We start from the raw sequence: 15,457 nt of genomic DNA, 5'->3' as shown, positions 1-15,457 counted from the left end.
ACCCAGAAACCTGGCCTGAAAACGGGTCAAAACATGATGCCGCCCAGGAAACAACAGGTATTCGGTCACGCCGCACCCTTCCCCGCTACGATGCCTCGACACCACATGATCCCAGGAGGAGGGGCCTCGGGATGCCGAGCCTGAAGTACCAGTCAGCTCTCGCAGTCAGCTTGCTGCTGGCACTCTCTGCCTGTACCAGCTCCACCAGTGCGACACCGACTCAGCCCACACCATCCCGAGCGCCGTCGAGCACCCATACACCGTCGGAGCCGACGGCATCCGTGCAGCCGTCCTACCAGTACAGCGTCTTCGACTTCCAGGCTCTGCCTCCGGTGCGGTACGGACGATCCGCGCTCGAGTGGTTGGAAACGATCTGGCCGGTGCCTCAGTCGCCGTGGACGCCGAGGCCGGACCCGTTGGCCGGGCATTCGGTCGAGCCGGAGACTTGCCGAACGGTGATTCGCACGGGCGGGCTCACTGCAAGCCTCACGGCAGAGGTGCCGTCGGATACTCCCGGGGCCGCGGCACAGACCGGAATGACAGTTCCGGTCGAGGGCCAATACCCGTACGCGGGCGCCATGATCGCCGACCTCCCAGGAGCGGCCGCGGACCGGTATCTCGACCGGTATCCCGCGCCGCCGGCCGAGTGTGCGCACATCTTGGTCGACGGCTCCGAGCGTGCTGCTGTCGTTGAACGGCCGTTGCCGGGGTTCGGGACGCGGTCCCGCTATCTGACTCGTAGTTACCCGCTCGCGGGTGGGCGATGGACGGAGCGGATCCTGCTCTATCGCACCCCGACGTACCTGATGGATATCCGGCAGTCCGGTTCCGGTGGATCCGACGCCGGGTTCCAAGCGTTCGCGCGGCAGGTCCGCGACCTCGTGCAGGCGAACTTGAAGGCTGGTTAGAGCAGGTCCCACGTCAGCGGTGTGCCGGCCTTTGCGGCGGTGCGGAAGGGGCGGCCTGCGACCTGGGTGAACAGGTCGGGGGCTAGGCCGCCGGCGGGGCGGATGGAGCGGACGTTTTCGGGGGTGATGGGGTCGCCTGCTTGGACGTCACGGGTGACGTAGAGGGAGCGGCGGAAGCGGAGGACGTTCTCTTCGGCCTGTTTGGGGCCGATGACCGGTTTGCCCAGCGAGAGTTGGGCGACGCGGGTGCTCTCGACGAGCAGCTCCAACTCCCACGGTTCGAGCGAGAACGCGGAGTCGACACCGCCGTCCACCCGCTTCAGCGTCACGTGCTTCTCGATCACCGTCGCGCCGAGGGCAACGGCAGCCACCGCCGCGCCGATGCCCATCGTGTGGTCCGACAGGCCGACCTGGACGCCGAGAGCGTCGCGCAGGACCGGGATGCCGCGCAGGTTCGACTGCTCCGGCGGGGCGGGGTAACTCGCCGTACACGACAGGACGATGATCTGCTCGTTGCCGGTCGAGCGCGCGGCCCGGACCGCGGCATCGATATCCGTCAGCGTCGCGGAGCCGGTGGAGATGATGATCGGCTTCCCGGTCTCCGCCATCCCGCGGACCAGCGGCAGGTCACCGATCTCGTTCGACGCGACCTTGTACGCCGGGACGTTGAGCTTCTCGAGGAAGTCGATCGCGGTCTGGTCGAACGCGGACGAGAACGCAACGAGCCCGAGCGACGTCGCCAGCTCGAAGATCGGCTCGTGCCAGGCCCACGGGGTGTGTGCCTCCTCGTACAGGTCGTACAGCCGCGCCTCGCTCCACAGCTCGTGTTCCACGGGCAGCCGGAACGCCGGCAGGTCGAGGTCGAGCGTCATCGTGTCCGCGGTGTACGTCTGCAGCTTCAGCGCCTGCGCGCCGGACTCCGCGACCGCCCGGACGATGTCGAGCGCCCGCGCCAGGTCCCCGTTGTGGTTCCCGGACATCTCGGCGATGACGAACGGCTGGTGGTCGGGCCCGACCTTCACGCCGCCGATCTCGATGAAGCTCATGCCACGTCCTTCATTTGCTGTGCCCCTTGCGTCGATCCTGCTTGCGCAGGCTGATCGGTATCACGGTGAGCTCGCGGCCGTCGGCGTACCGGAGCTCCGGCGTCCCTTCGACGAACCGAAAGCGCCGGTTCATCTGCCGGACCACCGCGTTGTGTTCGAGCACCTCGCCGGTGAGTACGTCGAGGCCCAGCTCGTCGAACGCGTACGCCGCCGCCTCGCGCATCACCTCGATCCACGCGGGCAGCGTCTCCCCGCGCTCGGCGAGCCCGTCGGCGTCGAGGAAGAACCCCCACGCGCCGGACGTGCCTTCGAGGTCGAAGAAGTTCACGACGCCGGCGGTCGCACCGTCCCGTTCGTAGATCAGAACGCGGCGGCTCGGGTCGTTCGACGTCTTCGCCCACCACGCAGCGTGTTCATCCGCGGAGATCTCGTGGGAGGTGATGCTGACATCACGATTGGCCTGCTGGTTCCGCAGCCGCCGGATGGTGTCGACATCAGCTTCAGTCGCGGTGCGCAGCATGTACCTAACCTAGCGCCATGTCAGCAAGCACTGTTCTAGATGGCCTTGGGTGTGTAAACATCTTTCGACTTCACGTTGAATGACGGTCGGAGAGTGACATGAGAGTCTGGCGAGCGATGGGTGTTCTCGGTGTGGCGGCGGGCCTGGTGGTCGGCGGTCTGTCAGGTACGGCGTCGGCCGCGCAGGCGCCCGCGGACCAGCAGAAGTGTGCGCCCAGCGCGACCACTCCGCTGCGGCAGTTCCGGGCGAGCTGGATCTCGTCGGTGGTGAACATCGACTGGCCGTCGAAGACCGGTCTGAGCGCGGCGCAGCAGCAGGCCGAGCTGATCGGCTGGCTCGACGACGCGGTCCGGCAGCACCACAACGCGGTCATCCTGCAGGTGCGCCCGACCGCGGACGCGTTCTGGCCGTCGAAGGTCGAGCCCTGGTCGCAGTACCTGACCGGTCACCAGGGCGGCGACCCCGGCTACGACCCGCTGGCGTTCGCGGTCAGCGAGGCCCACAAGCGCAATCTCGAGCTGCACGCGTGGTTCAACCCGTACCGGCTCTCGATGGGCACCGACATCAACGCGCTCATCCCGACGCACCCGGCGCGGCTGCACCCCGACTGGGTCGTCTCGTACGGCGGGAAGCTCTACTACAACCCCGGCATCCCGGCGGCTCGCAAGCTCGTCGAGGACGCGATCATGGACGCGGTCTCGCGGTACGACATCGACGGCGTGCACTTCGACGACTACTTCTACCCGTACCCGGTGGCCGGCCAGACGTTCGACGATGCCGCGACCTTCGCGCAGTACCCCGACGGTTACACCAACCTGCAGGACTGGCGCCGGCACAACATCGACCTGCTGATCCACGAGCTGACCCAGAAGATGCACGCGATCAAGCCGTGGATCAAGTTCGGCATCTCGCCGTTCGCGGTCTGGCGGAACAAGGCGACCGACCCGGAGGGCACCGACACCACGGCCGGTGTGCAGACGTACGACGACCTGGCGGCGGACACGCGCAAGTGGGTCCGCGAGGAGTGGATCGACTACATCGTCCCGCAGGTCTACTGGGCCGGCGGATTCGCGCCCGCCGACTACAACAAGATCGTTCCGTGGTGGGCGGACCAGGTCCGCGGTACGCACGTCCACCTCTACATCGGCGAGGCGACGTACAAGGTCGGTACGTCGACGCAGTCGCCGGACTGGTCGGACCCGCAGGAGCTGAGCGACCACCTGGCGTTCGACAGCACGATCCCCGAGGTGAAGGGCAACATCTACTTCTCCGCGAAGGACGTCCGCGCCGACCGCCTCGGTGCGACCACGCTCCTCAACAACACCTGGTACACCAAGCCGGCGCTGATCCCCGCGATGCCCGCCCTCGACTCCCGCCCGCCGCTCCCCGCCCACGCGGTCCACGCGTCGCGTACTGCGGACGGCGTACAGCTCAAGTGGTCCCGTACGTCGAACGACACCACGTCGTACGCGATCTACCGTCGTGAGCTCCTCGGCAACGACCACTGCCCGGACAACGACGCCCGCAACCTGATCGCGACCCTGCGCTCTACCGGCGCCACCCAGTCGTACGTCGACCCGACCGCAACACCGGGCAAGGCCTACATCTACACAGTCACCACCCTCGACCGCCTCTCCAACCAAAGCACCGGCATCCCCGCCGTCTCACTCCGCTGATTCCTACGGGCTCGTGGGTCCCGGCGAGGTTGGTTGTTTCGTCGGGGCCGAGCCTGTGGGGAAGGTTGGCGAGGTCGGCAGGCTGCCGATGGGCAGGCTGACGGTCGGGACGCTTCCCGTTGGCAGGCTGCCGGTTGGGAAGGGCTGGGTCGGCTGGGTTTGACCTGGTGACTGGCTGTTGGTCGGGAAGCTGGACGTGTTGGTCGGGTTGGTCGGGTTGGCCGGGGAGGTGGGGGTCTGCGTGGGGCTGCCGGTGGGAGTGGGCGTTCGCGGCGGGAACGGCGTCTCCGGTGGTGGCGGAAACACCTGGTAGACGCGGACACTGCCCAGCTGGAACCTGAGCTCGGTCAGCTTGTCCAGGTTCTTCGGCGGTGCGCTGACGCGGTCGTCGAGCAGCAGCCACTGCACGTCGTACTTCGTGCGCAGCGTCTCGATCACCTGGCGAGTGGGGTTGCTGAACACCTCGTCGTTCAGCTGCAGCCGCTCCTGGTCCGCATAGGGCCCCTGGACGCTGGCGGGATACGTGTCGTCGACACGGGTCTGGTACGCCCACCCCTCCACCAGCACGCGCCGCTCGGCGTACCCGGCGATCCAGTACGACCCGGTCCGGCAATGTGACGCCCTCGCCTGGTGGCAGTGCACGTTGGTGGCGATCCGGTCGTCCGACCCGGAGTTGCGCCGGATGAACCGTGCCGCCTCGATCCCGCCCGGAGCGATCGACTCGTACGACGTCAACGGCGGGCTGGCGAACTTCCGTACGGACGCCACCGTCGGCGACACCGTCGTACCCACCAGCACTGCCACCGCGATGACAGCCCAGGTACGCCGAGAGCCGCGCAGTACCAGTCCGAATACGCCGATGCCGATCGCAGCGATCACCAGTGCGACGACGAGGCCTTGTCCGAAGCAGCTCCCCGACGTGCACGACTTGTCCGAGCGATAACGACCCCAGTAGATGGCTGCAACGCCGATCGCCAACGCAACCGCAGCAATCCAGTACTGCCGCCGCTCCAGCGACCCGAGCCCCCACGTCGCAAGCAGTACGCCGAACATGAACCCGGTCCGAATGAAGAACAGTTGCGTGTCACCGCGATCCGCCAGCAACGACGCACCCAGCACCGCCGCGACGAATCCGCCCACCAGGAAGACCAGCATCGGGTCGTGCGCCAACCGCCGCTTGATCAGCAGCGCACCGACCACCGGCATGACCCAGCCGACAACAACGATCGCGGCGATCACCGGGACAGCGGAGCCGCCGCCCATTCGATCCGCCAGACTCTCGAACGTCGCGCCCGGATCGAACCGCACGCTCGAGGCGGCGCCACGCAGTACGAAGAAGAACGTCAAGGCGTACGCCGTAGCGACGCCCACGCCGAGCACGAGGGCACGCAAGTTGAGCCGACCGGCTCGGACCGTTAGATAGATCCACGCAACGGCCAGACCGGTCGCATAGACCGGCAGTGCGGTCGCTTTCGTCAAGGCCAGCGCAGCAATGAGCACACCGGCCGCAACGAAGAGCCGAAACAACTCACCGCGCGTTTTGGCCGTCTGACGCCGCAGGAGCACTGCGGTGACCGCGATCAGCGGCAGCAGCAACACCGTGGAGAACGCCTGCGGCGGATTGGTCAGCTGTCCGAGGGAAAACGGCCCGTCCGCGAACACCCGGTCCGACACCGCCCACGGCCAGGCAACCAGATCGCCAGCGGCCACCACGAGCCCTGCAGCGATCGGTGCGGCCACAGCACGACCAGTCAGCATCATCCCGACCGCGGCCGCACCCAGCACCGTCAGCAGGATCCAAGCGAACGGGACCATCCGATGCGTGAGTACGTCGAGCGGAACACTCGTGATCCAGTGGGCGGACGCGATGTGGTCGTACGCCGTCCAGTGGCTCGTCAGCCAGTTGCCATCGGCGTACGGGACGCGCGGCGGGAAGTGGTGCGTCACTTCACCCGCCAGCGCGAGGCTGTGCGGTGCGTCCGAGTCGGGCCGCAGCGCCTGCGGTCCATTGAGCGGAATGAGCCGCGAGCCGACACGTACGAACCATGCTGCCGCGACCCCGACCGCGACCATCGCACCGGCGATCGCCCACCACGGTGTCGGCCGCTCGGGCAGCTTGCGTCGCGGTAATGCTCGCCACACCCCGAGCGCCAGCGCCGGCATCAGCAACGCCGCGAACGGCATCTTGAACAGCATCCCGATCGGGTAGACCAGCGCCTCGACGGCCAGGCCGAACGCGGTACCCAGGACGATATCGGCCGAGAACCACCCGACACCGCCGGTCAGCCGGCGCCAGAACATCGTGCCCGGTACGACGATCACGATCAGGAGATAAGCAATGTACGCCGCGGGCATCCAGGGCGGATGCTCCTGCAACGCCACGAACCAGGCCAGCGGCAGGACGGGCAGGCTCGCGAAGGCCGCGATCCGCTTGCCCCGTCCCGCGATCGGCTTGCCGCGTCCCGCAGCACGGCGCCTGCCCGCTCTGATCATCGCGCAAGTGTATGAGTCCGACGAGTCGCGTTCGTGGCCGGTGAGCCGTTTACCACGGTGAAGATCGCGTTTACACTCAGTAACCTCCCAGACCGCTCAGTCGCCGGGAGGTCCCGATGGTCAAACGGTTGACAGCCCGGATGCCCGACGGTGACCCGCTAGGCTTCGGGACTATGAGTTCGGTGGCGCGGGGTCGGGTCAGGGAGATGATGGGTGAGGTAATGACGGCCCAGGGCCGATCATTGCCGGCCGACGACACAGCGGACCTCCGCGAGATAGGCTTCCGATCGCTGGACTTCTCCGAGCTGGCCCTCCGGGTGGAGGACGAGCTCGGCGACGAGCTGAACTTCGATGCCCCTGGGCTGCGCCGGATCGCGACGGTCGGCGACGTACTGGACTTCATCGAGCAGCTCCAGTCCGCGTGACGGCCGCCGTGACCAGCCGCCGCCGGACCACCGCCCTGATCGGTGACGACAACACTGTCGTCGTCGCCGGGAAGCGCCTGACCTGGCGGACGCTGCACAAGCTGCCGCAACTGCCCTCGCCCGCAGCCGTTCTGGTCGACAGCGGTGCCGACGCGCTCGCTGCCGTTCGGCACCACGCCGTCCACGGCACCGAGCTGCTGGTCGCGACCCAGTCCCGGGTGGATCTGCGGATGCGCGAGGAGTTGGGCGAGTCCGGGTTCGCCATCGTCCTGCCCGATGGGAAAGTGACCCCGGCCAAGCTGAAGCGCGTCGAGGAGTCCGGCCGCGCGTGGCTGCTCACGTCCGGCTCGACCGGTCGCCCGAAGCGCATCGGCCACACCCTCGAATCCCTGACCACGGTCACCGGCGACCAACCGCCGCGCACCTGGCTGCTGCCGTACTCACCTGGGACGTACGCCTGGTGGCAGCTCGTCACGCTCTCTCTGACCCAGGCAGACCAGGGCCTGGTCGTGATCGAGCCCAGCGAGCTCGAGGAGTGGCCGGCGATCGCAGCCGAGCACGGCATCACTGCAGCCTCGGGTACGCCGACCTTCTGGCGGCAGGCCATCTACCGGGACGCCGACGCACTCGCCGCGGTACCGCTGGAGCAGATCACGCTCGGCGGCGAGCCGGTCGACCAAGCGATCCTCGACCAGTTGCGCGAGATCTTCCCGAAGGCCCGGATCTCCTGGATCTACGCGTCCTCCGAGGTCGGCGCGTCGATCGTGGTGCACGACGGCAAGGCCGGATTCCCCAAGTCCTGGCTGGACCGCGAGCCCGACCCGGAGCGTCCGATGCTGAGTGTCGAGGGCGACGAGCTGGTGATCCGCTCGCCGCATCACGGCGCGGGCCTGGTCGGCGCCGTACACACCGGCGACCGGATCGAGTACGACGGCGACCGCGTGCTGATCACCGGACGCCTGGACACCGACGAGATCAATGTCGGCGGATCGAAGGTCTCGGCGGGTGTGGTCCGCAACGTGCTGATGGCTCATCCGGGTGTCTCGTGGGCGCGGGTGTTCGCGCGCAAGGCACCGCTGGTCGGCCGGATGGTCGCGGCCGAGGTCGTGCCGAACCGCGCGCTCGGCCCGATCACGGACGCCGACCTCGTGCAGTGGTGCTCGACCCGGCTGCCCGACTACGGCGTACCCCGGAGGATCAAGTTCCTCGACGAGATCCCGCAGAAGGAAACCCTGAAGAGTGATGTCTGAAGTCAGTCTTGTCCCACCGGCCACGGTCGTGCTGGTGTCGGGCGGTTCGCGCGGTCTCGGCCTGGCGATCGTCACCGACCTGCTCGCGGTCGGCCTGAAGGTCGCCGCCTTCGCCCGGACCGTCACGCCCGAGCTGACAGCGCTCGGCGAGAAGTACCCGGACCACCTGCACTACGGCTCGGTCGACGTCAACGACACCAAAGCCGGTCAGGCCTTCGTGAAACAGGTCGAGGAGGTCCTCGGGCCGATCGATGCCTTGGTCAACAATGCCGCGATCGGCCAGGACTCGCTGCATGTCCACACGTCCGCCGATCACCTGGCCGAGATCATCCAGACCAACCTGACGTCGCCGTTGATCCTGACCCGTTTCGTCCTACGCCGGATGCTCGCCAAGGGCCTGAAGGGCCGGATCGTCAACATCACCTCGATCTGCGCGCAACGCGGCTACCCCGGCCTCGTGGCGTACTCGGCGACCAAGGGCGGCATGGACGCGGCCACCCGCTCACTCGCTCGTGAGCTCGGTGGCCGCATCCTCGCCAACTCGGTCGCGCCGGGCTTCTTCGCCTCGGAGATGTCCGCGGTCCTAGGCCAGACCCAGCTCGACCAGATCGTCCGCCGTACTCCGACCGGTCACCTGACCGAGCCGGAGGACGTGCTGCCGGTCGTCCGCATGCTCCTGCTGGAGAACACGAACATGAACGGTCAGGTGCTGGTCGTGGACGGCGCCGCCTCGATCTGAGTCAGGCCCTCGACCAGCTCCGGTTCGGTGCGGAACCAGTTCCACGGGCGGACGCTGATCACGATCATGGTCAGGCTGAGTCCGGCGTACACCAGCGCGCCGATGAAGGCTGCGTGAACCCCGTCGACCAGGACCTCGCGCGGTACGACGGAGGTCGAGTTGCGGCTCGCCGTGCCGAAGATCGTGACCAGGATGCCTAGGCCCAGTGCGCCGCCGACCTGCTGGACCACGTTCAGCATGCCGGACGCGGCGCCCGAGTCCTGCGGTGCGACACCGGAGATGGCCCGGCCGACCAGCGGGATGAAGATCATCCCGGCACCGCCGCCGAACAGCAGCAGCGGACCGACCACGTCGTGCAGGTAGGTGCTGTGCGCGTCCAGTCGCGTCAGCCACACCGTGCCCAGTACGACCAGCGTCGATCCGGCCAGCATCAGCTTCGCGCCGTCGATCCGGGCGACCAGCCGCGGTACGACGCGCGACGCGGTGAACAGCAGACCGGTCATCGGCAGGAAGGCCAGGCCGGCAGACAGCGGGCTGAGTGCGAGCACGCCCTGCAGGTACTGGGTCAGGAAGAAGAACATCCCGAACATCGTCCCGACGACGAGCAGCATGGTCAGGTACGACGTCGACCGCGCGGCGGACTTGAACAGCCGCAGCGGCACGATCGGGTGGCTGACCCGGCGCTCGATCAGTACGAACGAGACCAGCAGCACCACCCCGACCGCGAAGGCTGCGAGTACTTCGGCCGACGTCCAGCCGGCTTCGGCGACCCGGATGAAGCCGTAGACGAGTGACGTGATGCCGAGCGTCGACGTGAGCGCACCGGCCACGTCGAACCGACCGGTCTCAGGCTCGGTCTCGGTCAGCACGCGTCGCGCGGCGAAGACCAGCGCGATGCCGATCGGGACGTTCACGAACAGGCCCCAGCGCCAGGACGCCCACTCGGTCAGCATGCCTCCGAGGACCAGGCCGACGCTGCCGCCGCCGGACGAGACGAGGCTGTAGTAGCCGAGCGCCTTCATCCGCTCGGGACCTTCGCGGTACGTGAGCATGAGCAGCGTCAGCGCGGCCGGAGCCGCGATGGCGCCACCGATGCCCTGCAGGACCCGGGCGGCGAGCAGCAGCTCCGCGTTCGGCGCGAGACCGCCGAGCAGCGAGGCGAGCGTGAAGACACTGATACCGGTGATGAACACCCGGCGGCGGCCGAGCAGGTCACCGGCGCGGGCGCCGAGCAGCAGGAGACCGCCGAACGCGAGGGCGTAGGCGTTCTGTACCCACGACAGGCTGGACGGGCTGAAATGCAGGGCCTGCTGGATATGCGGCATCGCGATGTTCACCACGGTGCCGTCGAGGATCACCATCAGCTGGGTGACCAGGATGACTGCGAGTACTACCCCCGGCCGCCGAGCGGGCGTGCCGGATCTGGCGCCGGCCGGCGCCGCGGCTGTTGCCGACATGTTGCTCCTTACCCCGGAGGGGTTACAGTTGTGAGAGAAAGCGGAGCGCTCCTCCGGATACGATACGGAGGCATCCTCCGCTTTGCAAGCGATATTCTGAAGAAACCCGTGCGAGGAGGTTGGATGGCGCCGCAACCGCTGCCGTGCACGCGGCCGACCCGTGCGGACGCGGCCCGGAACTACGACCGCCTGGTGACGGCCGCCCGGGAGACCTTCGCCGAGCACGGCACCGACAGTTCGCTGGAGGAGATCGCCCGCCGCGCCGGCGTCGGCATCGGCACGCTGTACCGGCGATTCCCGAGCCGGACCGCGCTGCTCGAGGCCGTCTACGTCGAGGAGATCCAGTCGGTCTGCGACCGGGCGTACGACTTCGACCGTGAGTTGGAGCCGTTCGATGCACTGGCCGCGTGGCTGCGCAGCTTCCTCGGGTACGGCCTGTCCAAGGGCACGCTGGCCAGCGAGCTTACGGTTGCCCTAGGCAAAGATTCGCCGTTCTTCAAGGCCTGCAAGGTGAACGTGCAGGAGGCCGGGAATCTCCTGTTGAACAAGGCGAAAGCGGCCGGCGAGGTGCGGGCGGAGCTCGACCTGGCCGATGTGATGCGGCTGGTCGGCGGCATCAACATGGGTCGCGACATCGAGCCCGAGCAGGCCAACCGCCTGCTCGACATCGTGTTGTGCGGGCTCAGGCCCGCTGCTGCCGCAGCCTCTCCAGCGAAGGGTTAGCAGCGTCCCGCTCGGTGTAGTTGAGCTCCTGGACCGGCCACTCGATCGCCAGCTCCGGGTCGAACAGATCCACGGCCACCCGCTCCGGCGACCAGTGCTCGTTCACCAAGAAGTTGTACGTCGTGTGCGGCGTCACCGTGCAGAACGAGTTCCCGACCTCACGCGGCACATACAACGCCTGCTCCGGACCGAGCTCGAACGTCTCCACCCGGCCGAAGGTCTCGTTGTCCCGCAGGTCGACGATCGCCGCGAACACCCGGCCCGACGAGGGCGACATGTACTTGTCCCACGGCTCGGCATGAATGCCACGGACGATTCCGGCTTCGGCGAAGTACGCCACGTTGTGCTGCACGACGTCCATCCCGAGCTCGGCCAGCTTCTCGCGGTGGAAGTTCTCCTTGAACCACCCGTCGTCGTTGGGCTTCACCTCGAGCTCGATCCGCAGTACTCCGGGGATGGTGGTCTCCTCGATCTTCACCTCCGCACCTGCCGGCGGGCGTCGAGCTGGGCCTGGTCGGCGGCCGTCAGGCCCGCGTGCCATCCGGCGCCGTTGGTGATCCGCGTCCGCCGGGTCGTCGTGTTCGGGAACAGTTGCGTGAACAGCGCGTCCACCTGCTCCTCCCGCTTGGCCAGCACCGGCAGCAGCCGACCCGCATCCGCTTCCGGTACGGCGGCCTGGGTCGCGGCCGCGGTCTGCTCCAGCCGCTCGCCGATCCGCAACGCGTACGCCATCAGGAACGACTGCCGGAACGAGCGCGTCCTCGACTCGCCGCGATGGCCAATATGCTTGCCGGCAGCAATCATCGCCCGGTTCGCCTGCACGAGCAGCGAGGTGCTGAGGATCTCGGTGTGCTGCAGATCAACCTCTGCGCCGACGATCGTGACCACGGCCAGGTCGTCGATCACGACCGTCCGGCACCGGTTCGCCGACGCGACCGCGCCGACCAGCTGAGCCTTGGCCGACACGTACGGCGTCTCGACCCACAGCCGCCGCGCAGCGGAGTCGTCCGGGAGCTCCACGTCCGCCTCGACCAGCGCACTGTCCAGCGAGAACTTGGCCATCAACTCCTGCGCCTTCCCCGACAGCGCCTCGGCCTCATCCGGAAACTCGGTCGCCTCCGCCTTGGCGAGCAGCGCACGGATCCGCGCCAGCATCTTCCCGTTCGCCGGCACGACATGGTGCGCCTGGCGGACCGCCGTGCCGGGCAGGGGAAAGATCCGCGCGAGGACCGGGAGCGTTTGGAGGAAACCGGCCAGGGACAGCGCGTGGTGCAAGGTGAGGTAGCGGCCGACGCGAGCACCAGCGGCCCACGCGGTCAGGCTCAGCTCGGTGAAGGGCTGCGGCACGCCGAGGTCACTCAGTTGCTCAAGCCAACGAGAGTCGATCGTCGCGGCCTTGTAGCCCACGTGTTCGGCAGCGATCGCGGCCAGCAGCAGCGGCTCGACGCCGGGATCCAGACTGCGGCGGCCGTGCTGGACGACGTCGGCCGGCGCCCAGCCGCGCTCCCAGGTGGTGCGGAGCAGACCGGTGAGGAACGCCTGCACACAACGGTCCACCTGCGCCTGGTCACGCTCGTCGTACGCGCCCAGGCGGGCCAGGTGTTCGTCGGCGCGATCGTCGCGCACCGCCACGACGGCAGCCGTGATCGGTAACAATCGCAGGATTTCCTCGTCACTCACGCCGTCGAGTCTGACACTCGGCGAAGTTCCTGCCCAAACGGGAACGCGTTCCCTTGTGGATAACCCCCGCGAGTCTGCAGGCTGCCCGAAAGGACGCTGACGAAGCGGAGCCGGGCACCTAGCCTGGCGGCAACACATCGGGGAGGGGACTGGAATGACGTTGACGGTGGGGGAACTGCGCACGGCATTGAGCGGGACCGTGTTCGCACCGCAGGACGCAGGGTACGACGAGGCTCGGCGGCTGTGGAATGCCGAGCACGTCCGGGAGCCGGCCGTGATCGCCCAGGTGCATTCGGCCGAGGATGTCCAGGCCGCCGTTCGGTACGCGGTGGCGGAGGGACTGGAGATTGCCGTCCGCGGCGGCGGCCACAACATGGCAGGGCTGTCGTCGGTGGACGGTGGTCTGATGATCGACCTGAGCCGGCTCAACCAGGTCAGTGTCGATCCCGAGGCGCGGCGCGCCCGCGTCGGAGGCGGAGCGCTGCTGCGGGACCTCGACGGCGCTACGCAGGAGCACGGTCTCGCCGTACCGGCGGGCATCGTCAGCCACACCGGCGTCGGTGGGCTCACGCTCGGCGGCGGTATGGGTCTGCTGACCCGGATGCACGGACTCAGCATCGACAACCTGGAGTCGGTCCAGGTCGTCACCGCCGACGGCAGCATCCTGCGTGCCGCCGAGGACGAGAATGCCGACCTGTTCTGGGCCGTCCGCGGTGGCGGCGGCAATTTCGGGGTCGTCACCGAGTTCGAGTTCCGGTTGCACCAGGTCGGGCCGATCGTGCAGTACGGCATCGCGTTCTGGGGCCAGGAGCAGGGCGCCGAGCTGCTGCGTGCCGCGCGCGACGTGATCCCGGCGCTGCCGCGCGAGGTCAACGTGGTGATCGCCTGTCTGAACGCGCCACCTGCCCCGTTCGTCCCACCGGAGCACCACTTCAAGCTCGGGTATGCCGTCGTGGTCGTGGGCTTCGGGTCACCCGAACAGCACGCCGAGGCGATGGCGCAGCTCCGTGGGCTGGTGCCGCCGCTGTTCGAGTTCGCCACCCCGATGCCGTACGCCGCCGTGCAGCAACTGCTCGACGAACCGAACGCGTGGGGTGCGTACCACTACGAGAAGGGCACGTACCTCGAAGCGCTGACCGACGCGGCGATCGATGTGATCACCGACCAGGTCCCCCGGAAGACGTCGCCGATGTCGGCGACGATGTTCTACCACCTCGACCAGGGCTACCTCGAGACGCCGGACGACGCCACGGCGTTCAGCGGACAGCGGGCCGAGCGCTACGCGATGTTCGTGATCGCGACCACGCCCGTCCTCGAAGCGCTGGAACCGGAGCGGGCCTGGGCACGGTCGTTCTGGGACGCCATCCAGCCGCATGCGATCAGCATCGGCAGCTACGTCAACGGTATGGCCGAGCCCGAGGAGGCGCGGATCCGGGCGTCGTACGGCGACAAGTACGAACGGCTGGTGGAGCTGAAGCGGAAGTACGACCCGGACAACGTGTTCCGCCGGAACCAGAACATCAACCCAGCGGCAGCTGGTAGCTGATGAACTTCTGATGAGTGACGAAGCCGAGGCCCTCGTACAGACCGAGGGCTCCGGTCGGGTTGTCGGCGTCGACGCCGAGCGCGGCCCGCTGGTACCCGGCCTCTGCGGCCTTGGCGAGCACCTTCGCCAGGGCCGCACGGGCCAGTCCGCGTCCGCGGTACGCCCGCCGGGTGCCGACCTGGCCGATGTACAGCTCCCGGACTCCGGTCACCTCGGTGTCGGCGTCCCACTCGTAGGCGTTGGCGTACGCCGCCACGACGTCGTCGTCCAGGACGTAGTACGACTGCTGGCCGCGGAAGGCGCGTGATCCGACATTCCTGGCTCGCCAGCCCTCCGTGGTGGGCGGCGTCCAGCCCCAGTGGTCGGAGAAGGCCTCGTAGTGGGCCAGCCGCAACGCTTCCTCGTACGACGTGTCGTACGACCTCAGCCTGAGTCCGTCGGGCACCGGCGCGTCCGGGACCGGCTGGTCGAGCGGCCGGCGCATGTCGAAGAAGTACCGCTCCTCCTCGAAGCCGAGGTTGCGCAGCATCCGGTCCGCGCCGGCATTGGTGCTGCTCGCGCCGACGCCGACCTGACCGGGGGCGTCTGGGTGCTTGGCGGTGTGCAGTTCGCCGGCGCGCTGGATCAGCCAGCGCATCAGCGTCGTGCCGAGGCCCTGCCGGCGCCACTCCGGGTGGATGGTGCCCTCGACGTTGACCCGGTCCACGTCCACCACGGCGGACTTCACGTGCGCGATGCCGTAGCCGATCATCCGCTCGCCGGACCACAGGCTGATCGTGTCGTGGGCCAGGTCGAGGTGCGGTTGCTCCAGATGCTCGGCCAGGTCGTCGGCGCTGTAGTTCTCGCCGTCCTGGTCCACCTCTTCCTTGGCGGCGACGAGCTCCGCCCACGCCTCGACATCACCCTTGTCGATCGGGCGCGCCTCGATCCCCTCCGGCCACCTCATGGCACGAAGGTACGGCGTCCGAAGGGTCGAGGCACGTCAATTAACCGA

General features: G+C 68.1%; 14 protein-coding genes. 7 read left to right on the top strand and 7 right to left on the bottom strand.

Translation table 11 applies throughout. The annotated features are described in order from the left end of the window. The first annotated feature begins 536 nt into the window (after positions 1–536). Positions 537–908: a hypothetical protein gene (locus AB0J62_RS39370; protein ID WP_363882610.1), complete on the top strand. Its 372-nt coding sequence runs from the start codon at positions 537–539 to the stop codon at positions 906–908. Here AB0J62_RS39370 and pseI read toward each other — a convergent pair. Then, positions 905–1,954 carry a pseudaminic acid synthase gene (pseI, locus tag AB0J62_RS39365; protein WP_363882607.1) on the bottom strand — a complete coding sequence of 350 codons (1,050 nt, stop codon included), beginning with the start codon at positions 1,952–1,954 and terminating at the stop codon, positions 905–907. The genes AB0J62_RS39370 and pseI overlap by 4 nt on opposite strands. Before the next feature lie 10 nt (positions 1,955–1,964). Then, a complete protein-coding gene (locus AB0J62_RS39360) occupies positions 1,965–2,474 on the bottom strand; it encodes a GNAT family N-acetyltransferase (RefSeq protein WP_363882604.1) in 510 nt (169 codons plus the stop codon). A 98-nt stretch (positions 2,475–2,572) separates the two neighbouring features. On the opposite strand from AB0J62_RS39360, the gene AB0J62_RS39355 reads away from it, so the two are divergent. Continuing rightward, a complete protein-coding gene (locus AB0J62_RS39355; RefSeq protein ID WP_363882601.1) occupies positions 2,573–4,150 on the top strand; it encodes a family 10 glycosylhydrolase in 1,578 nt (525 codons plus the stop codon). Positions 4,151–4,153: 3 nt separating this feature from the next. Here AB0J62_RS39355 and AB0J62_RS39350 read toward each other — a convergent pair whose 3' ends face one another. Then, positions 4,154–6,643 carry a hypothetical protein gene (locus AB0J62_RS39350; RefSeq protein ID WP_363882599.1) on the bottom strand — a complete coding sequence of 830 codons (2,490 nt, stop codon included), beginning with the start codon at positions 6,641–6,643 and terminating at the stop codon, positions 4,154–4,156. Positions 6,644–6,864: 221 nt separating this feature from the next. Here AB0J62_RS39350 and AB0J62_RS39345 point away from each other — a divergent pair, with 221 nt between their 5' ends. From AB0J62_RS39345 to AB0J62_RS39335, 3 genes are read left to right on the top strand one after another with little or no spacing between them, the layout of a single operon-like run. Next, complete coding sequence (locus tag AB0J62_RS39345) at positions 6,865–7,068, top strand: acyl carrier protein (protein ID WP_363882597.1); 204 nt, start codon at positions 6,865–6,867, stop codon at positions 7,066–7,068. Next, positions 7,065–8,318 carry an AMP-binding protein gene (locus AB0J62_RS39340; RefSeq protein ID WP_363882594.1) on the top strand — a complete coding sequence of 418 codons (1,254 nt, stop codon included), beginning with the start codon at positions 7,065–7,067 and terminating at the stop codon, positions 8,316–8,318. Before AB0J62_RS39345 ends, AB0J62_RS39340 begins: the two co-directional genes overlap by 4 nt. Further along, entirely contained in the window at positions 8,311–9,057 is a 747-nt protein-coding gene (locus tag AB0J62_RS39335; RefSeq protein WP_363882591.1) for an SDR family NAD(P)-dependent oxidoreductase, read from the top strand. The genes AB0J62_RS39340 and AB0J62_RS39335 overlap by 8 nt, the downstream gene beginning before the upstream one ends. Here AB0J62_RS39335 and AB0J62_RS39330 read toward each other — a convergent pair. Then, positions 9,021–10,514, bottom strand: a complete 1,494-nt coding sequence (locus AB0J62_RS39330) for an MFS transporter (protein WP_363882588.1) — start codon at positions 10,512–10,514, stop codon at positions 9,021–9,023. The two genes, AB0J62_RS39335 and AB0J62_RS39330, sit on opposite strands and share 37 nt — an antisense overlap. Before the next feature lie 123 nt (positions 10,515–10,637). Here AB0J62_RS39330 and AB0J62_RS39325 point away from each other — a divergent pair, with 123 nt between their 5' ends. Then, a complete protein-coding gene (locus AB0J62_RS39325; protein WP_363882585.1) occupies positions 10,638–11,237 on the top strand; it encodes a helix-turn-helix domain-containing protein in 600 nt (199 codons plus the stop codon). Here AB0J62_RS39325 and AB0J62_RS39320 read toward each other — a convergent pair. Both AB0J62_RS39320 and AB0J62_RS39315 read right to left on the bottom strand, forming a co-directional pair. Next, positions 11,197–11,715: a dTDP-4-dehydrorhamnose 3,5-epimerase family protein gene (locus AB0J62_RS39320; RefSeq protein WP_363882582.1), complete on the bottom strand. Its 519-nt coding sequence runs from the start codon at positions 11,713–11,715 to the stop codon at positions 11,197–11,199. The genes AB0J62_RS39325 and AB0J62_RS39320 overlap by 41 nt on opposite strands. Next, positions 11,712–12,917: a DUF2786 domain-containing protein gene (locus tag AB0J62_RS39315; protein ID WP_363882579.1), complete on the bottom strand. Its 1,206-nt coding sequence runs from the start codon at positions 12,915–12,917 to the stop codon at positions 11,712–11,714. Before AB0J62_RS39315 ends, AB0J62_RS39320 begins: the two co-directional genes overlap by 4 nt. A gap of 154 nt (positions 12,918–13,071) precedes the next feature. Here AB0J62_RS39315 and AB0J62_RS39310 point away from each other — a divergent pair, with 154 nt between their 5' ends. Continuing rightward, complete coding sequence (locus AB0J62_RS39310; protein WP_363882576.1) at positions 13,072–14,463, top strand: FAD-binding oxidoreductase; 1,392 nt, start codon at positions 13,072–13,074, stop codon at positions 14,461–14,463. On the opposite strand, the gene AB0J62_RS39305 is transcribed toward AB0J62_RS39310, so the two are convergent. Then, positions 14,438–15,409 (bottom strand): GNAT family N-acetyltransferase, encoded by a 972-nt coding sequence (locus AB0J62_RS39305; RefSeq protein ID WP_363882573.1) that lies wholly within the window; start codon positions 15,407–15,409, stop codon positions 14,438–14,440. The two genes, AB0J62_RS39310 and AB0J62_RS39305, sit on opposite strands and share 26 nt — an antisense overlap. Positions 15,410–15,457 lie beyond the last annotated feature (48 nt).

It is taken from the genome of Kribbella sp. NPDC049584 (assembly GCF_040675555.1).
Taxonomy (GTDB): Bacteria; Actinomycetota; Actinomycetes; order Propionibacteriales; family Kribbellaceae; genus Kribbella.
This window is presented reverse-complemented; position numbering and strand designations above follow the sequence as displayed.